18 protein-coding genes are annotated in these 20,127 nt (G+C 50.7%); 14 read left to right on the top strand and 4 right to left on the bottom strand.

All coding sequences use genetic code 11. The annotated features are described in order from the left end of the window. The first annotated feature begins 233 nt into the window (after positions 1 to 233). The 14 genes from COHPA_RS0108780 (at position 234) to COHPA_RS0108715 (ending at position 15,632) form a co-directional block, all read left to right on the top strand. A complete protein-coding gene (locus tag COHPA_RS0108780) occupies positions 234 to 752 on the top strand; it encodes a hypothetical protein (protein ID WP_156926622.1) in 519 nt (172 codons plus the stop codon). Positions 753 to 1,055: 303 nt separating this feature from the next. Next, positions 1,056 to 2,570 (top strand): DHA2 family efflux MFS transporter permease subunit, encoded by a 1,515-nt coding sequence (locus COHPA_RS0108775; protein ID WP_245590294.1) that lies wholly within the window; start codon positions 1,056 to 1,058, stop codon positions 2,568 to 2,570. A gap of 395 nt (positions 2,571 to 2,965) precedes the next feature. Next, complete coding sequence (locus COHPA_RS0108770) at positions 2,966 to 4,534, top strand: glycoside hydrolase family 43 protein (RefSeq protein WP_027085805.1); 1,569 nt, start codon at positions 2,966 to 2,968, stop codon at positions 4,532 to 4,534. A gap of 98 nt (positions 4,535 to 4,632) precedes the next feature. Next, positions 4,633 to 5,034 (top strand): Rrf2 family transcriptional regulator, encoded by a 402-nt coding sequence (locus COHPA_RS0108765; protein WP_027085804.1) that lies wholly within the window; start codon positions 4,633 to 4,635, stop codon positions 5,032 to 5,034. A gap of 21 nt (positions 5,035 to 5,055) precedes the next feature. After that, positions 5,056 to 5,991, top strand: coding sequence for an NAD(P)/FAD-dependent oxidoreductase (locus COHPA_RS0108760; RefSeq protein WP_027085803.1), 936 nt, complete (start codon positions 5,056 to 5,058; stop codon positions 5,989 to 5,991). Between the two features lie 88 nt (positions 5,992 to 6,079). After that, positions 6,080 to 6,721, top strand: coding sequence for an SRPBCC family protein (locus tag COHPA_RS0108755; protein WP_027085802.1), 642 nt, complete (start codon positions 6,080 to 6,082; stop codon positions 6,719 to 6,721). Then, on the top strand, positions 6,718 to 7,068 hold the full coding sequence (locus COHPA_RS0108750; protein WP_027085801.1) for an ArsR/SmtB family transcription factor: 351 nt from the start codon (positions 6,718 to 6,720) through the stop codon (positions 7,066 to 7,068). The genes COHPA_RS0108755 and COHPA_RS0108750 overlap by 4 nt, the downstream gene beginning before the upstream one ends. A 2-nt stretch (positions 7,069 to 7,070) precedes the next feature. Next, positions 7,071 to 7,466, top strand: coding sequence for a VOC family protein (locus tag COHPA_RS0108745; protein WP_027085800.1), 396 nt, complete (start codon positions 7,071 to 7,073; stop codon positions 7,464 to 7,466). Positions 7,467 to 7,543: 77 nt separating this feature from the next. Further along, positions 7,544 to 8,281 carry a formylglycine-generating enzyme family protein gene (locus tag COHPA_RS0108740; protein ID WP_027085799.1) on the top strand — a complete coding sequence of 246 codons (738 nt, stop codon included), beginning with the start codon at positions 7,544 to 7,546 and terminating at the stop codon, positions 8,279 to 8,281. Between the two features lie 177 nt (positions 8,282 to 8,458). Continuing rightward, positions 8,459 to 9,544, top strand: coding sequence for a hypothetical protein (locus COHPA_RS0108735; protein WP_027085798.1), 1,086 nt, complete (start codon positions 8,459 to 8,461; stop codon positions 9,542 to 9,544). Between the two features lie 270 nt (positions 9,545 to 9,814). Further along, complete coding sequence (locus tag COHPA_RS0108730; protein ID WP_245590335.1) at positions 9,815 to 10,699, top strand: ABC transporter permease; 885 nt, start codon at positions 9,815 to 9,817, stop codon at positions 10,697 to 10,699. Between the two features lie 11 nt (positions 10,700 to 10,710). Continuing rightward, positions 10,711 to 11,583 (top strand): carbohydrate ABC transporter permease, encoded by an 873-nt coding sequence (locus tag COHPA_RS0108725; RefSeq protein WP_027085796.1) that lies wholly within the window; start codon positions 10,711 to 10,713, stop codon positions 11,581 to 11,583. Between the two features lie 106 nt (positions 11,584 to 11,689). Continuing rightward, on the top strand, positions 11,690 to 13,297 hold the full coding sequence (locus COHPA_RS0108720; RefSeq protein WP_245590293.1) for an extracellular solute-binding protein: 1,608 nt from the start codon (positions 11,690 to 11,692) through the stop codon (positions 13,295 to 13,297). 112 nt (positions 13,298 to 13,409) lie between these two features. Beyond that, a complete protein-coding gene (locus tag COHPA_RS0108715) occupies positions 13,410 to 15,632 on the top strand; it encodes a helix-turn-helix domain-containing protein (protein ID WP_027085794.1) in 2,223 nt (740 codons plus the stop codon). 260 nt (positions 15,633 to 15,892) lie between these two features. Here COHPA_RS0108715 and COHPA_RS23220 read toward each other — a convergent pair whose 3' ends face one another. The 4 genes from COHPA_RS23220 to COHPA_RS0108695 form a co-directional block, all read right to left on the bottom strand. After that, complete coding sequence (locus COHPA_RS23220) at positions 15,893 to 16,972, bottom strand: lactonase family protein (protein ID WP_027085793.1); 1,080 nt, start codon at positions 16,970 to 16,972, stop codon at positions 15,893 to 15,895. Positions 16,973 to 16,975: 3 nt separating this feature from the next. Then, positions 16,976 to 17,839 carry a carbohydrate ABC transporter permease gene (locus COHPA_RS0108705; RefSeq protein WP_027085792.1) on the bottom strand — a complete coding sequence of 288 codons (864 nt, stop codon included), beginning with the start codon at positions 17,837 to 17,839 and terminating at the stop codon, positions 16,976 to 16,978. Further along, a complete protein-coding gene (locus COHPA_RS0108700) occupies positions 17,836 to 18,720 on the bottom strand; it encodes a carbohydrate ABC transporter permease (protein ID WP_027085791.1) in 885 nt (294 codons plus the stop codon). The genes COHPA_RS0108705 and COHPA_RS0108700 overlap by 4 nt, the downstream gene beginning before the upstream one ends. 65 nt (positions 18,721 to 18,785) lie before the next feature. Further along, a complete protein-coding gene (locus COHPA_RS0108695) occupies positions 18,786 to 20,060 on the bottom strand; it encodes an ABC transporter substrate-binding protein (RefSeq protein ID WP_027085790.1) in 1,275 nt (424 codons plus the stop codon). Positions 20,061 to 20,127: the final 67 nt, after the last annotated feature.

The raw sequence follows: 20,127 nt of genomic DNA, 5'->3' as shown, positions 1-20,127 counted from the left end.
GAAAATATTTTGAATACCCATGCGTGGGGATCAGCTCACTTAGCGGCTATTTTTATCGAAATTTGTCTATTCCTGACCGCGTGCGAAGGATTTTCGGAGAGTGATAATGAATAGTAATTGGATGAGGCGATAGAGAACCGCACTTCATGCAAGAGGAGGCACGTATGAAACAACTCACGAAACAAATACATTGGTCCGCAGTAGTAGGATCAGCATGTTCGGCATGGTTATTATTGTGGCTTTTTATACTCGCGGCGACGCTTAACGAGTTGAATGCGCCGGCTAGCGGAAATACGGACGCTACGGGTCTCAAGTCGACCTTGGCTTTGATGGGGGCACTCGCGCTGTGGTCGGCGTATCGCGGTTGGAGACGTCTAACTCTGCTAAGACACGGGGAAATCCGATCGGTTAAGCTCGGTAAGGATACATACGAGTCTTTCGACCACCTTTCAGGGAGTACGAATAAGACAACCGTTAAGGAGTATCGTTTTCGGATTAATGACTCCACGTATAGGACAACGGTTCTGTGGACTTTGGATCTAAGGGGGAAACCGTCGGTAGACATCGTGTATCATACGCTGAACCCGGATCATAACGCTATCGTCAGTCGATTGCGAGCTTATTACGAGCCTGCCGCGAAAGAATGGCGATCGGCCATGTGGCACGTCATTCCAAGGGTAAGTCTCTTGGCGATCATCGTCATTAGCGCAGTGGTCATATTGCTCAGCGGTTCTGCGCTCTATTCGGTCTAGAACATGCCACAATTTAGAATGAAGCATATAAAGGGGCAGCCTCATTAGCTATAGCTAATGAGACTGCCCCTTTATCATAATAAATCATTGTGCGTCAAGAACCCAATATGATATGATAAACTTTGCTATTACCGTCGTTTTGTGATCTTGGACACAATGATCGTATTTTATCTATATATGGATCATATCACACGGACTAGCGGGTTGTCAAACGATTGTTTAGTTCGAAATTTTCAGACGGGAAGAGGTGATCGGGAGGCGGATGAACGCTAGTGATCAGTGAAAGTAACGAAGAAAATCGGAATGAAAGAAGGATTGTCTATGACCGCTCGGGCGAATATCAAGACGGCTTCGGAACAGCCATTTTCCATGAAAACCATCCTTGCTCCACTTCTAGCCATTATCTTCGGAATGATCATGGTCATTCTGGACAGCACGGTCGTCAACGTCGCGTTAGCTGGATTCAAGAAAGAATTCGGCAGCAGCTTGAATACGATCCAATGGACGTTTACCGGCTATACATTGGCGCTTGCCGCAGTAATTCCTCTGGCTGGATGGATGACGGACAAATTCGGGGCGAAACGCGTGTTTATCGTGACCATCGTTCTATTCACGATTGGTTCGGTGCTCTGCGCGGCAGCGCAAACGATCGAGCAGTTGATCGTCTTTCGTGTCGCGCAAGGTTTAGGCGGGGGGATGGTTGCGCCGATCGGGATGGCGATGATATTCCGCATCGCGCCTCCCGAACGCAGGGGTTCGGTAATGGGGATGCTGGGCATTCCGATGCTGATGGCACCTGCGTTAGGTCCGATCTTATCCGGGTGGTTGATCGAATCGGTCTCCTGGCATTGGATCTTCCTGATCAATCTGCCGATCGGCATCTTGGCGATTGTGGTCGGGATCAAGTATTTGCCGCGTATCGAGGATAAAGTCGCTCCGATGCTTGATCTCCCGGGAATGATCCTGGCTCCGATCGCGTTCGCCTGCATCGCTTACGGTGTTAGCGAAGGCGGTAGAATCGGTTGGGCGGCCGACCGGACGTTGATAGCGCTGATCGTCGGGGGCGTGGCTATGCTGCTGTTAATCGTCGTCGAGCTTCGGCACAAGCAGCCGTTGCTGGAGCTGCGCGTGTTTCGTTCCTCGGACTTCACCCGTGGCGTACTTCTGACCTGGATCGTCCAGATCGCGTTGATCGGCGTGATGATTCTTATGCCCGTCTTCTTGCAATTGAACAGGGGATATACCGCTTTGGAGACAGGTTTGGTCATGCTGCCGCAAGCCTTGGGTTCCATGCTGTTCATGCCGATCGGAGGTCGGCTGTATGACAGAATCGGCGTCAAACTGATCGCGATCGTCGGATTGACGATCATAGCGGGAGCTATGTTCATTCTGACGGGGATACGATTGGATACGCCGAAGTTGTGGATTCTTGTGCCGCTGTTCATGATCGGATCAGGATCGGGCCTTTGCATGATGTCGTTGAATACGCATGTGATGAGTGCGGCTCCTCGCCGGCTCGTGAGCAGAGTCACCCCTTTGACGACGGCGTCGCAGCAAGTGGTCGCGTCGTTCGCGATTGCGGGGCTTACCGGATTTCTTACGACCAGAACAAAGGAGCATCTAGCCGACATCGGGCAGAGCGGCAATCCGCTGGATGCGTCGGTCTCCGCCTATAACGATACGTTCCTAATATCGGTTGGTCTGACATTAGTCGGGTTGGCCTTAAGCTTCTTGCTGCGCAAGCCGCGCGTCGATCCTTCCGATCAACCGGGCACGGACGTCGACCAACCCGATCCGGCGATGATGACGGGGCATTGACGAAAGAGTAACGTTCGGCCAACCGTGATTGTCTTGTTTCGAACGACGATAAGCGTAAACGTTAATTGCGGCTCGGGGAGCAACTCCCTCTGCCGCTTTTTTACTATCTTCTATAGTCTTTCACAGAATGGAAGAGTTCGTCGCGAATCGCTTCTTCCGTTAATATTGCTTTGTCTCGACGTTCTGCTAGTTTATCTATTCGTTTCCCAATATCGGGTTCCTTGTTTCCGGATGTTTCTCACTAATGCGCCTGCCAGTCTATAGACTCCGCCCTCATATTTTGATAGTATTTCATTAACGGAATTACAAAACATTGTTCTATAATATAAAACAAATTACATCGGAAGTTCGGGAAATATTAAACGATTAATTGAACCTTACAAGGAGGCCGGAATGTGATTAGCAATCCCATACTGCGCGGGTTTCATCCTGACCCGTCTATCGTGCGCGTAGGCGATGACTTTTATATCGCGACATCGACGTTCGAATGGTTTCCCGGAGTACTCGTTCACCATTCCAAGGATTTGGTGCATTGGCGTCCGCTCACCTCGATATTGACGCGTTCCTCCCAATTGAATATGGAGGGCAATGTCGATTCGGGAGGCGCGTGGGCGCCATGCTTGAGCTATCATGACGGCATTTTCTATCTGATCTATACGGATGTCAAGAGTCGTAAAGGCGCCTTCAAGGATACCCATAATTATATGGTGACTGCTAGCGATATTATGGGTCCTTGGTCGGAGCCTATTTACTTGAATAGCAGCGGATTCGATCCTTCCCTGTTTCACGACGAGGATGGTCGCCAATGGTTAGTCAATATGATCTGGGACCATCGGAAAGGCACGAACTCGTTCGCGGGCATCATTCTTCAGGAATATTCGAAGGATGAGAAGAAGCTTATCGGACCTAAGACGAATATTTTCCGCGGAACGCAGCTTAGACTGACCGAAGGCCCGCATATATACAAACGAAACGGCTACTATTACTTGCTCACGGCCGAAGGCGGAACGCAATACAATCATGCCGTAACGATGGCGCGTTCCCGGCATATCGACGGTCCTTACGAAGTAGATCCCGCGAATCCGATCTTGACCTCCGCAGGAAAGCCGGAGCTGGAGCTGCAGAAAGCGGGACACGCTTCGCTGGTTGAGACGCAGAACGGCGAGTGGTATATGGTGCATCTCGTTGGTCGCCCGGTGAAGGATCAGCTATGCATGCTCGGCAGAGAAACCGCCATTCAGCGCTGCCATTGGACGGATGACGATTGGCTCGCGGTGGACGGAGGAGGCAACTGGCCGCAATCTAAAGTGCAAGCGCCAAGGCTGCCGTCTCATCCCTTCCCTGCGGAACCGAGCGTGGACCGCTTCGATCGTGCGGAGCTTGGGCTGCAATGGAACACGCTTCGCATACCTGCAAGTCCGGATTGGCTATCTTTAACGGCGAGACCGGGTTTCTTGCGGCTATGGGGCCAAGAGTCCATGAGCTCGACGCATCGCCAAAGTCTTGTCGCGCGCAGGCAACAATCGATGTATTGCGAAGCGGAGACGTCCATGGAATACCGTCCGGAGCATTATCAGCAAATGGCGGGATTGATTCTGTACTACGACACTCGCGATTATGTCTATTTGCGCGTGACGCATCATGAGGAATTAGGCACATGCATAGGCATTATTCGATCAATAGACGGAGTCTATGACGAACTCTTGGATCAAGATATCCCGCTTGGCGAAGGAACGTACCGTCTGAAAGTGAACATTCAGCGTGACAAAGCCAAGTTTATGTACGCGGTGCAGGATGGCGAATGGAACGAAATCGGACCGGAGCTTGACGTAAGCCACTTGTCCGATGAATATGCGGAATATATTCGGTTCACGGGTAACTTTATCGGTATGTGCGTCCAAGACTTAAGCGGTGAACGCAAGCATGCCGACTTCGATGATTTCCGATATGAAGAATTGACCTAATCGCGCGATGCGGTTAGGTTTTTTCATTGTGTTTGACGTAAGGGCCTATAATAGCTATTATAGATACATGAAGTCCGTAATTGAGGGGTTGAATTAACATGAAATACTCGAAGGCAACCGACTACGCTCTCCATACGATGCTTTTTCTTACCGCGGCAACTCCGCAGAAACCAATGGGCGTTCAGCAACTGGCGGAGCGGCAGAGCGTGTCTCCAACCTATCTGTCCAAAATATTGACCAAGTTGGTGAAGGCGGGCATGATCGAATCGACAACGGGGGTCAATGGAGGATATCGGTTGAAGCGAGATTGGGAGAACATCTCTTTCCTTGATATTATTCATGCGATCGAAGGGACGGCATCCTTGTTCGATTGCAGCTTCGAACACGGACCGGACTGTCCGATCCAGAAGGTCGTGTTAGCGGCGGAAGAGAAGATGGAAGAACAGCTGAGGAATCAGAAGATGTCGGATCTCGTGCGAAATCTGAATATCGTTAACTAATTTACGAGGAGGGTATAGATCATGAACAACGTGGATGTAGCGATAATCGGGGGAGGTCCCGCCGGGTTGAGCGCAGCGCTAATGCTAGGACGCGCAAAGAAGCAGGTCATCGTCATCGACGAGGGGCGTCCTCGTAATGCTGTGACCCATGAGGCGCACGGATTCCTGACGCGAGACGGCATCAGTCCGAGCGAATTGCGGCGCATCGCGAAGGATCAGCTGACCGCTTATCCGTCGGTTACCCAGTCGGAGGATACCGTTGCGTCCATCACGGGCGATGATGGCAACTTCCTGTTGGAGACGGCAGCGGGGACGAAGATTGCGAGTAGAAAGCTGCTTTTCGCCGTAGGCATGAAGGATCGGAAGCTTGGCATTCCGGGACTAGCCGAGGTGTACGGGAAGAGCGCGTATGTGTGTCCTTATTGCGATGGCTGGGAATTGAGGGATAAGAAGCTTGTCGTCATCAATAGGGGGGCGACGCTCATGCATTTCGCTCCTTTGTTGTCGGGATGGACGAATCGGTTCGTCGTATGCACGAACGGGCCCGATGAATTGAGCGAGGCCGAACGAGAGGATTTGCGAAGCCATCATATTCCGCTATACGATGCGCCAATTCGCTCCATTGTATCGAATGGAGGCATGGCGACCCGCATTGAGCTTGAGGATGGAACCGAAATTCCGTGCGAGGGAATTTTCTTCAAGCCGGAGCTCGTTCCGGGAACGGAGTTGCCTCGGACGCTTGGTTGCCGCCTAACGGACATGGGAGTGATGGAAGTCGATGAGTTCGGCAAATCCAGCGTTCCGGGCGTATACGCGGCAGGCGACGTGTCTTCGTTCATGCATCAAGCGATCGCCGCAGCCGCATCGGGAGCGAAAGCGGGGGCTGCGATCAATGGAGAACTCAATCATGAAGCCTGGCGAAATTACGTAACACCGTTGGGAGACCGGTTGTTGTAGCTTGACACTTGGGAAAATACAAGCTAATCTTTATACAAGAATTAACTTATATAAGTTTTAACTTGTATAATGTGAAGGGGGATGAACGGTGATCAATCTGGAATCTTGCTTCGGAGCCGTAACCCGCACGGTGTCGGAGCACGAGCGGGAGGGGAAGCCTGTTCGCAACGTTACGTTGGAACGGTCTTACGACACGACCCCGGACGATCTATGGGATGCGTTGACCGATCCTGAGCGGCTTGTTCGTTGGTTTGCGCCGGTCAGCGGCGAATTAATGCTCGGAGGCAGGTATCAAGTCGAGAATAACGCAGGCGGGGAAATTACGGAATGCGTGCCGCCGCATTATTTCTCCGTGACGTGGGAATTCGGAGGCGGACTAAGCTGGGTCGAGCTGCGCATAGCTGCCGAAGGAGAAGACCGGTCCCGATTGACGTTGTCCCACATCTGTCCGCTTGACGATCATTGGAAGAAGTTCGGGCCGGGTGCGGTCGGCGTCGGCTGGGATTTAGGGTTGGTCGGACTGGAGAATCACCTGTCGTCCAGCCATGCGGAGCGCATTGACGAGAACGCCTTTGGCGCCTCCAGCGAAGGAAAGTCTTTCATGGCGGATTGCAGCGAGGATTGGAGACGCGCGGCTGTCGTTGCAGGGGAAGATCCATCTTGGGCCGAAGCGGCAGCGAAGCAAGTCACGGCCTTCTACACGGGCAGCGGACCGGAGGCTACCGCATGAACGCCTTCGACGTTCTCGGCGATCCGGTACGACGTCGCATCCTGGAGCTGCTTGCCGAGAACGAGAGACGATCGGGCGATATTGTCGAGATCATTCAACGGGAGTTCGGCATTACCCAAGCTGCCGTATCGCAGCATCTTCGGGTGCTGAGGGATAACGGATTCGCTAACGTGAAGGCCGATAAGCAGCGTCGGATCTATTCATTGGACGCCAAGTTGCTGCGGGAAGTCGACGATTGGCTCGACCGGTTTCGCGCCTTCTGGGCGCCTAAGCTCAGCGCGCTCGAAACCGAGATCGCGAGAGGCAAAAAGACGCGAAAAATCGAAGCTCTTAAGGAGGAAGGATAACGATGGAGAAAGTAATACCGTTCTTAATGTTTCAAGACGGCAAGGCGGAAGAAGCGATGAACTGGTATACGTCGCTCATCGAAGATTCGGAGATTACGAGCATCGTTCGGTATGGAGCGAATCAATCCGGAGATGAAGGGACCGTCATGCAAGCGACCTTCACGTTAAAAGGGCAAGAATTCATGTGCATCGACAGTAACGTCAAACATCAATTTACCTTCACTCCTTCTATCTCCATCTACGCGGTTTGCAGTACCGAGGAAGAAATCGATGCGCTCTACGAGAAACTAATCGAGGATAGACAAGCTCTGATGCCTTTGGGCAATTACGGATTCAGCAGAAAATTCGGTTGGATCAATGACCGTTACGGTGTTTCGTGGCAGCTTAACCTGATCTAAGTAACGGCGAGCCTTAGCTGCAAGAAGACTGGCGGAGCAACATTGCATGGATTCAACCGCTTGGTAGAGGAGTCTGTATGCCGAACTTAGAAGATGTAATGGATTTGATGGTGCCCGTCGAAGGCGGGACCGTTGAATTAAGGGATTATAGGAATAAGAATAAATGGCTTAGCTCCGATTACACGTTATCGGATCCGGGTAGAGGCAGCGATCGGGAGGTCGTGACATGGAACGCAACGATCGAACCGTTCTATGTCATGAAGGTTCCGGTAACGCAACGGTTGTATCATAGCGTCGTGAATCAACAATCCGTTGCGTCTGATGCAGTGGACCTGCCGATGACGGAAGTCTCGTGGGAGGACGCGATCGTCTTCTGTAACGAACTGTCTAGAAGACACGGCAGGACGGAGTGCTATACGATCGCAAGCGAAAGCGAGAACACCCTGTATAACGATAAAGCGAACGGCTTTCGATTATTAACGGACGCCGAGTGGCAGTATGCGTGCAAGGCGGGAACTAAGGGCTACCGGTATGAAACCATCGATAAGATCGCATGGTATAGAGACAACAGCAACGGCCAGGCTCGGCCGGTGGGGAGACTGCTTCCGAATCCGTGGGGGCTGTACGACATGATCGGCAACGTATGGGAATGGTGTTGGGATTTGTACGATGTCGAGAGATACGGGAACTATAGGGTTTTCCGGGGCGGCAGTTGGGCCGAAGTCGAGAACAATTGCGGCTCCACGGTTCGGCGGAAAAGCATGCCGACATTCAAGATAGAAGACCTCGGGTTTCGAATCGCTCTCACGCAGTAGTAACGGTCTCAAGCCCTCCTTAACCAAGGAGGGCTTTGCACTATGCCTGAAAGCTAATTCTTTTTGTCCGCATGGCTAGCGATATTCGGCCATACGGTTAGTTACGGTAACCCGAACCGATAGAGTATGATGAGGAAGTGAATGGAAGAAATGTAACGGTGGAGGGACGATCTGCCCATGACAAGCGTCAAAATACTGCCTTTGGCGAAGCCGCGTATTTACTCTTACTCCTCGCATGCGACCGCGCTGTCGATCATGGCCGACGACGAAGATTATTTGCCCTGGTACTACAGCAACTACATTCAACTTTGCGGCCTGAAGGACTACAAGGTGCCTTACGATTTGCCTTTGGACTTCTATATGGGGCCGCGCAAAGATTCGAATTACTACGTGAATACGAACTGGTTAACGTTCATGAGTACGTCAAGGAATTTGCTGGCAAGCACCTGCGGCGATATCATTAAATTCCTCATCGCCTGCATCGACCAGGAGCATTATGCAGCTCTGCACATAGACGAGTATTATATGGAAGACCGTTGGGCGTATCGGATGAGAAAATGGGATCACGAGAACTTAATCTTCGGCTACGACTTGGACAGGCGCGTGTTCCACATTATCGGGTTCAAGGGGACGAATCGCAAGTTCGAGGCTTCCGAGATCAGCTTCGAAGTGTTCGAACAAGCCTACGCACAGATCGACGACGCGCCTCCTAACGATTGGAGAAGTCAGATTCTGTTGTTCCGGAAAGCGAACAGAGAAGACGGCCCGTTCAAAGGCAACTATGCCTTCAATCTCGATCAGGTGATTCGGAGCCTGGAAGAATACGTGCAATCCGATAACGGCAGCAAGAAATTCGGGATGTTCCAGAATGAGTTGTCGTATCTAGCATTCGGTATAGAGGTCTACGATACGATCAAGAACAACTTGCCCGTAGTCTGGTCGGATTTTAGACCGATGCATGTGCTGGTGGAGCATAAAAGCTGCATGGTCGAGCGGGTTCAATATTTGAGAGACAACGGTTATTTGAACGAGGAAGAATATACGTACCTGCACGAATCATTCAGTCGAATGGCACGAACGTGCATGGTGATGAGAAGCACGCAGATCAGATACATCGCTTCGAAGGATCGAGACAAAGACAGTCATCTGCTAGATAAAATCATAACGGAGTTGGATCAGCTAGCCGCATTCGAGCAAGAGGTCATGGGTCGGATGCTGGTTATGCTGAAGCAATGGCAAGCCCGGCAAGCCGTATTGATTTGATCGTCCTTTAACATGAGCGCCCGCTTCTATCGGAAGCAGGGCGTTTTTCATGTACATAGGTCCCCAAATTCGCGATCCAAGAAAAGCGTTAGCGTCTGGAAAGATGTTAAGCGGCTGAAAAACGGTTCGTTGCCGAGAATGTTAAGCGCCGGAATATTGCCAATTTCCAACGAAAAGCGGGAGTGGTAGATTTTAGTGTAGATGTCGAAGGCGAACGGGTTCAAGGAGGGAGTTCCGATTAACCGAGTGTCCGGATTTAACGCGAGAAAGATGCTTAACCATTGGCAACTGTACCTGATGGTCTCCGTACCGATGGCGTATTTCTTACTATTCAAGTACGTTCCGATGTTCGGAATCGTCATCGCTTTCAAGGACTACAACATCTTTAGGGGCGTATGGGCCAGCGAATGGATCGGGTGGGATTCATTCCGCGAAATATTCCAGATGGACGCCTTTAAGGATGCGCTCAGAAACACGTTTCTGTTAAACTTCCTCGATCTGGCCGTTGGATTTCCGATCCCGATCATTATCGCTCTTCTGCTCAACGAGATCAGGGTGAAGTGGTACAAGAGAGGCGCGCAAACTTTATTATACTTGCCCCATTTTATCTCATGGGTAATCGTTGGCAGCTTGGCCACGCAGCTTCTGGCTACCAACTCGGGCAGCGTGAACATATTCCTGAATTCGCTCGGCCGGGAATCCATCCCTTTCCTTAGCGACAAGGTGCATTGGGTCATCACTTATATCGGGACGGGGATATGGAAAGAAGCCGGTTGGGGGACGATTCTGTATTTGGCCGCTTTAACCGGGATTAATAAAGACTTGTATGAAGCGGCCGACGTAGACGGTGCTTCGCGAATGAGGAAGATCTGGCACATCACGCTTCCGGGAATTAAGCAGACGATCGTTATCCTCCTTATCCTTAATATCGGGTACATGGCTTCCATCGGGTTCGACAGACCGTTCGTACTTGGCAACCCCGGGGTCAGCGACGTATCCGAGGTGTTAAGCACCTACGTGTACACCGTCGGCATCCAGTCCGCGCGATACTCGATCGCGACCGCCATCGGCTTGTTCCAATCCGTCATCGGGTTGATCTTCCTGCTGTCGGCCGACTATATCTCGAGAAAAGTGAACGATCATGGGATCTGGTGAGGAGGGATACGATGAACAATGCCGCCAATTCGAAAGCCGTTAACGTCTCGATCATGGTCGTGATCGGAATTCTCTGTTTCCTCTGCATTATCCCGATGATTCATCTGTTGGCTCTATCCTTCAGTTCGAACGGTGCGATCATGGGCGGGGAAGTGACTTTACTGCCCGTCGGCTTTAACCTTGATGCCTATAAATCCGTATTCCTGCATTCGGCTATGGTTCGTTCGTTGGGGTTTAGCATCCTGCTCGTCGCCGTATTCACTGCCGTTGCGATGTTCATAACCATCTTGGCGGCTTATCCGCTCACGAAGCGGGAGATGAAGGGGAGAAATTTCTTCCTCGTCGTCATCGTGATTACGATGTTCTTCGGCGGAGGGATTATTCCGGACTATCTGCTGATGAAAGAGTTGAAGCTCTTGGATACGATGTGGGTGCTTGTCCTGCCGGGGGCGATTAGCGCATTTTACTTAATCATTATGAAATCGTTCTTCACGAACATTCCGATCGAGCTGGAGGAGTCGGCCCGCATAGACGGAGCCGGTCACTTCACCATCTTGTGGAGCATCATTCTGCCTCTATCGTTGCCCGCATTGGCGACGCTCAGCTTGTTCTATGCGGTAGGACGATGGAACGGGTTTCAGGATGCGTTAATTTACATTTCCGACCAGAATCTGTATCCCATCCAGCTTAAATTGTACGCCCTGGTCATTAGCGGACAAGCGAACGATCTATCGATCGCGGAAGCCCAGAACGCAGGTGCTCCTGTTCCGCAAAGCTTGAAAGCGGCAGCCATCATGTTCGGGACGTTCCCGATCCTGCTCGTATATCCGTTCATTCAGCGTTACTTCATATCGGGGGTGACGATCGGCGCCGTTAAAGGTTGATAGTCGACCTCGAGAGACACTGCACATGCAGTGATGTCCGACAAGGTTTGCTATAGGGGAATGAACAGGCATTTACAATTAATAAGGGAGCTGAACGAGGTTGAGATTGACAAGAAAACCAGGGTTGTTATTGCTCGTATGCGTATTGTTCGTAGTTTCGATTATGGCGGGGTGCAGCAGCTCGAAGAACAATGCCGCAGACAGTTCGTCTTCCAGTGCGGCCACCTCAAGCGACAAGTCGTCGGATACGCCTAAGGAAGAACCCAAGAAAGATCCGGTTACGCTGAGGATCGAACTCTTCGATCGGAATAATACCCCTGCAGGAGCAGATCCCATTACAAACAACTTCTTCACGAAATACATTCAAGAGAACTTCGGAAATCCGAATAATATCAAGATCGAATGGGTAACCATTCCCCGTTCCGAGGAAGTCGATAAGCTCAATGTGTTAATGGCCGCCAACCAAGCGCCTGATCTTGTTTTCACCTACGACACCCCGACGGTTGAAAGGTATTCCAAGGACGGCGGATTAACGGATCTGGGGCCTATTATTGAAAAATATGGTACGAACCTTAAGAAAGTATTGAACGACGACGTTCTCAGCTATGGCGTATTCGAAGATAAACAATATGCCATCGTGGCCAAACGCGTCATTAGCGCGCAAATCTCTACGATTATCCGTCAGGACTGGCTCGATGAATTGAAGCTTCCCGTTCCAACAACAACGGAAGAGTTCTACGACACTTTGGTTGCATTCAAGAAGGCTAAACCGAAAGCAATCCCATACGGCGGACAGACGGACTACTTCCATACAAGCCCGCTTCGCTATTCTTTCTGGGAATGGGATAAGATTACCGAGCAAGACTTCTACGCCAATCCGGATTGGGTGATGCCTGGCAACAAAGAGGGCCTCCGCTTCCTGAACCAATTGTACAACGAGGGCCTAATCGATAAAGACTTTCCGCTTAGCATAGGCAAGGATACGAATCAATTCCAGAAAAACATGGTTAATGGACTTGTTGGCGCAGCATCTACGAATACTAACGAACCCATCTATCAAGGATATTTGGCCGAGTCGATTGCGAAGGATCCGAATACGAAGTTTACGATTATCGATCCTTTCAAGGACGCACAAGGAAAGACGCCGAAGCCGGCGTATACCCCGAACGGAATTTACCTTTTGGTACCTAAAGCAAGTAAGCGTGCCGAAGAAGTCGTGAAGTATCTGGACTGGATGTCTCAACCGGAGAATATCATTAGATTGCAGAACGGTACCGAAGGAGAAACCTACGAGCTCGTAGACGGCGTTCCCAAAACGCTAGATAACGATGCGGCCAAAAATTTGCTTTACAATTACTCCGACTACTGCATGATTCTGAACGGCAAATATGTCAGCAACGAAGACAATATGCTGAACATCGCGGCTAACGCTTCCGATCCCAACTTCAAGGATTTCACGATCGCCAGCATCGATTCCGGAACGAAAGACAGCATGACGAAAGTTCGCATCCTCCGGTCGATCGAATCGGACGTGAAATACGGAACGACGCTGAAGAAGAAACAAGAGGAAGACATGTTCGTGAAGATCGTAACCGCCTCGCCTAGCAAATTCGATGCGGTCTACGATTCCGAAGTCAAGGATTATATGAAGATCGGCGGCCAAGCCGTAATGGATGAGAAGAGAGCGGCATATGAAGCGGAGTACAAGAAGTAAAAAATAACGATCGCGGCACCTTCAAGTTCGCCCGGAACTTGAAGGTGCTTTGTCGCACATGGCGAATGATTTACATAAGCGCGTCGATCAGTGAGCGAGAGGTTGAATTGGGATGAAGGTGAACTGGTATTACCGGATGATATTGTCCTATGCCCCTATCTTCTTTGTCATTGTCTCTTCGTTTATTTTTATTTTTTTCGCCATATTAAGCAGTGCTTCGGAGAGCAAATACATCGACACCAATAGAGCCATTCTTCAGCAGCGGGTGCAATATACCGATTCGAGCCTGCAGTTAATCGAGCGCAATATCGTGAAGCAGATGTTCAAGAATGAATTGCTGCAATCGTTCTTTAACGATACGCCCAGAACGATCTATGACTACTTTGTGCTTCAGAGAGAGCTTATCGAGTTGTCGTCGACATTCCCGTTCGCCAATTCGATCTACCTCTATAACGAGGGCAACGGCGAATTTCTGACGGATCATAAGAGATTTACCAGGCGGGATTTCGCGGACAAGGACTATTTCTTCTCCGCTTACAACGGTACGGGAATCGATTCTTGGACGAATCCGAGAAGCAGCAAGCTATTCGAATCCGATAAGAACGAACAGGTCGTATCCATTCTTAAGAGCTACCCCTATCCTTCCGCGCGGCAGGGTGCGGTCGTCGTGAACGTGAACGTCAAATCTTTGCTGAATGAATTGAACGAACTTAACGGAATGAATCCGTCTAACGGTCAAGAACGAAATTCCCTCGTTCTGCACGGGGACGACAACCAACCGTTCCAAGCTAAGGAATCGGTTATGGACAAGCCCCTCTTCGCCGTATCCGAATATACAGGTTGGAAATTTTACGCCGAGAATTCGGACGCCAAGGGTTATAGCTTACTCTCGGCGTTGTCCAACATATGGACTTTATTCGGGATAGCGGTTATCGTGCTCGCGATAATCTGGTTTACGGTTCTTACTCATCTCAACTATAAGCCGATCCAGATCATAATGGGGAAAATTAGCCAGTATACGAATAGAAGAAGCGAGCTTGGCGTAAAGTCGACGGGGCACGAATTGAAATTGATCGAGAGCGCGATCGATCAATTGCTGGAGAAGACGGTCGACTACGAGCACTTGAATCGCGAACGCGAATATCTACGGCAACGCAGTCTGTATTACGACCTTCTCATGGGACATCAGAAGATGAGCGCGACGGAATGGGAGAAGCAGATGAAGGCGTACGGGAAGCCGTATGCCTATGATCGTCTTGCGGTGGTCGTGTTCGAGATTGACCGGTACGCCGAGTTCAAGGAGCGCTTCGTCGCAAGAGATCAGTACTTGTTGAAATACATCGTAGAGAACGCTTTAAGGGAGCTCGTCGAGCAGCACGGGCTCCATATGTGGCACGCTTGGGTTCACCCCTATCAGATCGCGGCGGTTATTCATCTGCAAAGCGGCAGCGGACCGGATACTCCGCTGCGAATCTGCGAGGAATACCGGAGTTGGATCAATTCCCATCTCGAATTGACGTTGTCGGCCGGTATCGGCAAGAAGGTCGCTTGTATGAGCCAGATCGAGGATTCCTATCTGAATGCCGGTATGAACGTCTCCTATAAGGCGGCATTCGGCACGAACTCGATTATCGACAATAAGACGGCCAGCACGAAGATCGGTTCCGAGAAGCTGAATTGGGTTCTTCCGTTGCCGGAGATGGCGCATCTATTCCGGAAGAACGATCCGCAGTGGATGGACAAGCTGAACCGTATTTTCGAGAATATGGAACAGATGCTCGTCACCAGAAGCGTCATCGCGAGCTTCATCAGCAGCTTGGTGCATCAGTTGCATAAAGAGATGCATGCTCTTTCGTCCGAAGTTCAAGACATATGGAACGATGAATACGCGGACCGAATCCGCGAATTGGAGAATACCGTAGAGACCATGGAGGAGCTTCGTTGCGAGCTAGTCAACGTGATGGGCAACCTGGGTCATGAAATCGAGCAAGATCACAACCAAAGGTCCCATCACAGTATCGCCGTTCAGATCAAAGCCTATCTTGATCTCCATTACTCCGATCCGGACCTATCTTTGAATCAAGTCAGCAGCTTATTCGGCGTAAGTCCGAAAACCGCGAGCTGGATCTTCAAAGAGGAGATCGGCGAGAAGTTCATCGACTATCTGCTCCAAGTACGGCTAGACAACGCGAAGCGGATGCTGCTGGAAACCGATCTGCCCATCCAGCAGATCGCCGAGCAAGTCGGCTATATACACGTGATTTCCTTCCATAGGGCGTTCAAGAAAATCTTCGAATTACCTCCAGGAGAGTATAGGATGATTTATAAGGCTTAATGTGCTTAGCAATAAATTTTTTTGCCATCTAGCCAATTATTTTTGGCCATACGGCAAGTTACGACGGGTTGGTTCATTAGCATATGATGAGTAGTCCAATGGAAGGAATGTAACGATTGAAGGCGATGAGGGGAGAGATAGAGCAGGAAGTTGAATCGGAGGTTTCGTTGCGGCGACTCGTTGGCGAAACGAAACCTCCGATTCGTGCTATACAAAAAGCCGATCATGCGAAACATACGCGCGTGATCGGCTTTTTTCTATCATGGTCCAACGATAGCGCCGATGAAAGCAGGACGGGTTACTTCATAACAATGCCCGTTCGGATAAGGAATGCCATCGTTTCCAATTTCGAAGACAACGATCCGATCGGAGTCTTGATTGGCGACCAGCAGATAGCGGCTCCCCTTTACCAAGGTGAAGCTTCTCGGCTTTCTCCCAGCGGAATGGACATTTCCGATCATCTCGAGACTGCCGTCAGATGCGATTTTGAAGACAGCGATCGTATCGGCCTGACGATTGGATCCGTACAAATACGTACCGGACTCGGACACGAGAATCTCTGCGCAAATCTCGCTGCTTGGATACGTGTCGGCTCGATGCCCCTGCAAAGTGGATAGCCGTTGGACTTCAGACAATTTGCCAGTCCGCGTTTCGAGGTGGTGTACGGTGACAGCCGCTCCCATCTCATGAATGACGTAGACGATGGGCAACCGAGGATGAAAGGCAAGATGACGTGGGCCGCCGCCCGTAAACATCAGATTCTCGGCCAATACATTCAGTTTGCCGGTCATCGTGTCTAGCCCGTAGGAATAGACGAGGTCCGTCCCCAAATCCGGTACGAGATAGTTGTCTGTCCCGGGGATCCGGAAGATCGAATGCGGATGCGGCCCGTCTTGCCTGATCGGATGAGTACCTGCTCCGGCGTGATTCACCTGATAAGCGGGAGTACCTATCGTGCCATCGGCATCAAGCGGATATACGCTTACGGCACGACCGTTCAAGTAATTTACCACGAGCAGCCATTTCCCCGATGGGTGCAGTTGAAGATGGCACGGCAACCCGCCGTTAGTCGGTTGGCGGTTAATCTCGCGTATCGTTCCTGATGCCCCGTCGTAACGATAGGAGACGACAGTTCCGTCACTCTCCGTTTCGCTTACGGCGAACAACAGTCCGCGCGCAGCATCGATCGCCTGAAAGGTCGGATTCGCGATTCCCGAAGCCTTGCCGATCCGGATAAGCGAGCCGTTGCCGCGATCCAAGCGTAACAGATGGATACTATCCCACTCGGCAGATGCATACGAGCCAACAAAAACCAATGGGTCTTGCGTCAATTCGCTCATCCGCTACCCCTTTACCGCGCCATTCGTCAGACCGCTGACGATGAATTTTTGCACGAAGATGAAGATGAATACGACGGGTAAGATACTGACCATTCCGAAAGCCATCGAATGGTTCCATGACGTTCTCTGGAACCCGAGGAAGTTATAGATGCCTGCTGTAATCGGCCGCATATGTTCTTTGCTGATGAACGTCATTCCATAGATCAAATCGCCCCATGCGAACAGGAAGGAAAACACCATCGCGACCACGACGCCTGGCAGGGCAATGGGAAGCATAATCCGCCAAAATGTCGTGAAAATATTGCAGCCGTCGATTTTCGCCGATTCTTCCAGCTCTTTGGGCAAGGTGATGAAATAGGTCCGCAAGGTGACGATCGTGAATGGAATGCCGGCCGTTGCATTCGCAAGGATGGTTGCCCAGAAAGGCGCATGCAGTAGCCCGAACTGTTTGTACAAAATAAACAGCGGCGTAAGGATCAATGAAGCGGGAAGCATCTGGGTAACTAGAAACAGCAGCAGCATGAGGTGCTTGCCCGCAATCGAAAACCGGGCAAGTCCATATGAGGCAGGGATGGCTAGCAACGTTGAAATGGCCAGCGCGCCGAATGCGATCAAGGCGCTGTTCCTGAACCCTTGCATAATGTTATAGTTAGAACTCGTCAACTGTTCCGTATAGGATTTGACGTCGAATTGATGCGGAAACAACGTCGGCGGCGTTCGGAATATTTCGCTTTCCGTCTTGAATGAAGTAACCGCCAACCAGTAAAGAGGAAACAGGAATACCGCTACCAGAAGGATACTCAGGAGGGGAATCGCGTTTCTACGGAGTCTCCGCGATCGGTGAATGGATGACACGGCAATGCTCATGCTTTCTCCTCCCTGTTCACCAGGCGCATATAGACGAAACCGACAACCAGAAGTACAAGAAGCATGACATTCGATAGCGCAGCGCCCTGACTGTATTTAAATTCATCGAACGAGAGCTTATAAGCGTATGTCGACATCATTTGCGTTGCATCAACCGGACCGCCATGCGTCGTAATTAATACAAGATCGAAGACGCGGAACGTATAAATGAAGCCAAGAACCAGTAGCGATAGGATCGTAGGCTTGAGCAGCGGGAGCGTGATCTTGAAAAACCGCTTCATTGTGTTCGCTCCGTCAATCGCCGCGCTTTCATATAGATCTTTGGGGATCGTCGTCAGCCCGGACGTAATCAAAATCATATTGAAGGGAATGCCAATCCACGTGTTCGCCACGACTAGGACCAGCATGGCCGTGACGGGTTCAACGAGCCATTTGATCGGATCCGGAATCAATCCAACCTGCATAAGCAGTTCATTCACGATGCCATCGGCACTGAACATGTATTTGAACACCATCGCCGTGATCGTCGCCGGCAATAGCCAACTGATCATGACGAGGCCACGCAGCCTTGCTGCCATCCGAAAGGGGATCGAGAATAGCATCGCGAAGCCGAGTCCGCAAATAAACTGGATAATGATGCATCCGATCGTATAGACGATCGTATTGGTTAATGTGGTGGCCAGAATTCCTTCCCGCTGCAGGATTTTATAATTTTCTAAGCCTACGAACGGATGATCGCCAGACGAGAAATTCATGACATTGACGTCGATGAGACTTAACCGGATATTGTCGATAACGGGATAACCAACAAAAAATAGCATATATATCAGAGCCGGAAGGACGAAGAGATAACCCGCAATCCTTTCTTTCGATTTGCCCATAAAGGCCACCTCCTAGATGAAAATCGGAGTACATGACGACGTGCATCATGTACTCCGTCTGTGTCCTATTTCAGTATGGCGTCGATTTTACTTTGCGCATCCTTCGCGGCTTCCTCCGGCGTGCTATGCAAGGTGAACGCTTTGGACATCGCCTGCGAGATAACGTTGGAAATTTCAGGCCATTTGGGGTGCGGACCCCGTGGCATGGCGTATTCCATATTCTCGGCAAAAACCTTGAGTTGCGGATTCTCCGTCCAGTATGGATCCGCTGCAACGTCTTTGCGAGGCGGGAAATATCCGAAGCTTTGCAGGAAAGGCTTGATGACCTCTGGCGATACCACGTATTTCACAAAAGCCGTGGCTTCCTTCACATGATCGCCCTTCACGACGCCCAGGTTCTCTCCGCCAAGCACAGAGGAGAACGCTTTGTCCTTCGGAACGAAAGTAAGTCCGAATTTCAGGTCCGGTACCGTCGATGCCAGTTCAGGAAGCTGCCAAGGTCCATTGACCATCATGGCGACTTTGCCTGTAGAAAATTGTTTCAACACGTCCGATTGCGTCCAGTTGATGATTTCTTTGCTCATGGAACCGTCTTTGATCAGATCCGCCAGTACGCTGAACGCCTTAATCCCTTCTGGCGACCCGAGTTGGTCATAATTCGCGCCTGCCGATAGCAACCAAGGCAGGAACTGGAAGGTTCCTTCCTCATTCGCAGGCGCGCTGATGCCGAGACCGGTAACCCCGTTCTTCGTTAATTTCTTGGCGGCTTCCCGCAACTCGTCCCAAGTCTGAGGAGGCGTCACTCCTGCATCGGCGAGCATCTGCTCGTTATAGTAGAGCGCAAGGTTGTTGCTGCCGAGCGGTACGCCGTATTGCTTGCCGTCATATATTGTAGAACTCCAAGGCCCTTCGTAAAACTGATCTTTATCCGTCCAAGTGCTGACTTCATCCGTGATATCCGCGAACAAACCCATTGCTGCGTATGCCGCATGATCGGGATTGTCGATAATGACGAGATCGGGAAGATCCTCGGCGGCAAGTCCGACTGACAGCCGCTTCTTAAGGTCCGCAAAAGGAACGTACACCGGCTCTATTTCCACATTCGGATTTTGCGCGGTAAAACCGTCGGTTAACGTTTTGAGCTTGTCGAATCGTTCCTTGCCTTCAAAATAGAACCATAGCGTCAGCTTTTTCTTCTCGACCGCAGCTTTTTCCACTTGCGTTGCGCTCGCATTGTCGGATTCCTTGGAAGTATTCTCGGAGCTGTTATTCCCGCAACCCGTGAGAGCGATTGCAAAAACCAATGTTGCAGCTAAAGTCCAAAGCCTGAATCTTCTCATTGCGTTATCCCCCTCGTTATTAATGATTGCTTACATGTTTAATTGTAGGCTGATGAAAGCGTTTCGA

The sequence above is a fragment of the Cohnella panacarvi Gsoil 349 genome (assembly GCF_000515335.1).
Classification (GTDB): Bacteria; Bacillota; Bacilli; order Paenibacillales; family Paenibacillaceae; genus Cohnella; species Cohnella panacarvi.
The sequence above is the reverse complement of the archived record's forward strand: the minus strand, read 5'-3'. Positions and strand labels throughout refer to the sequence as shown.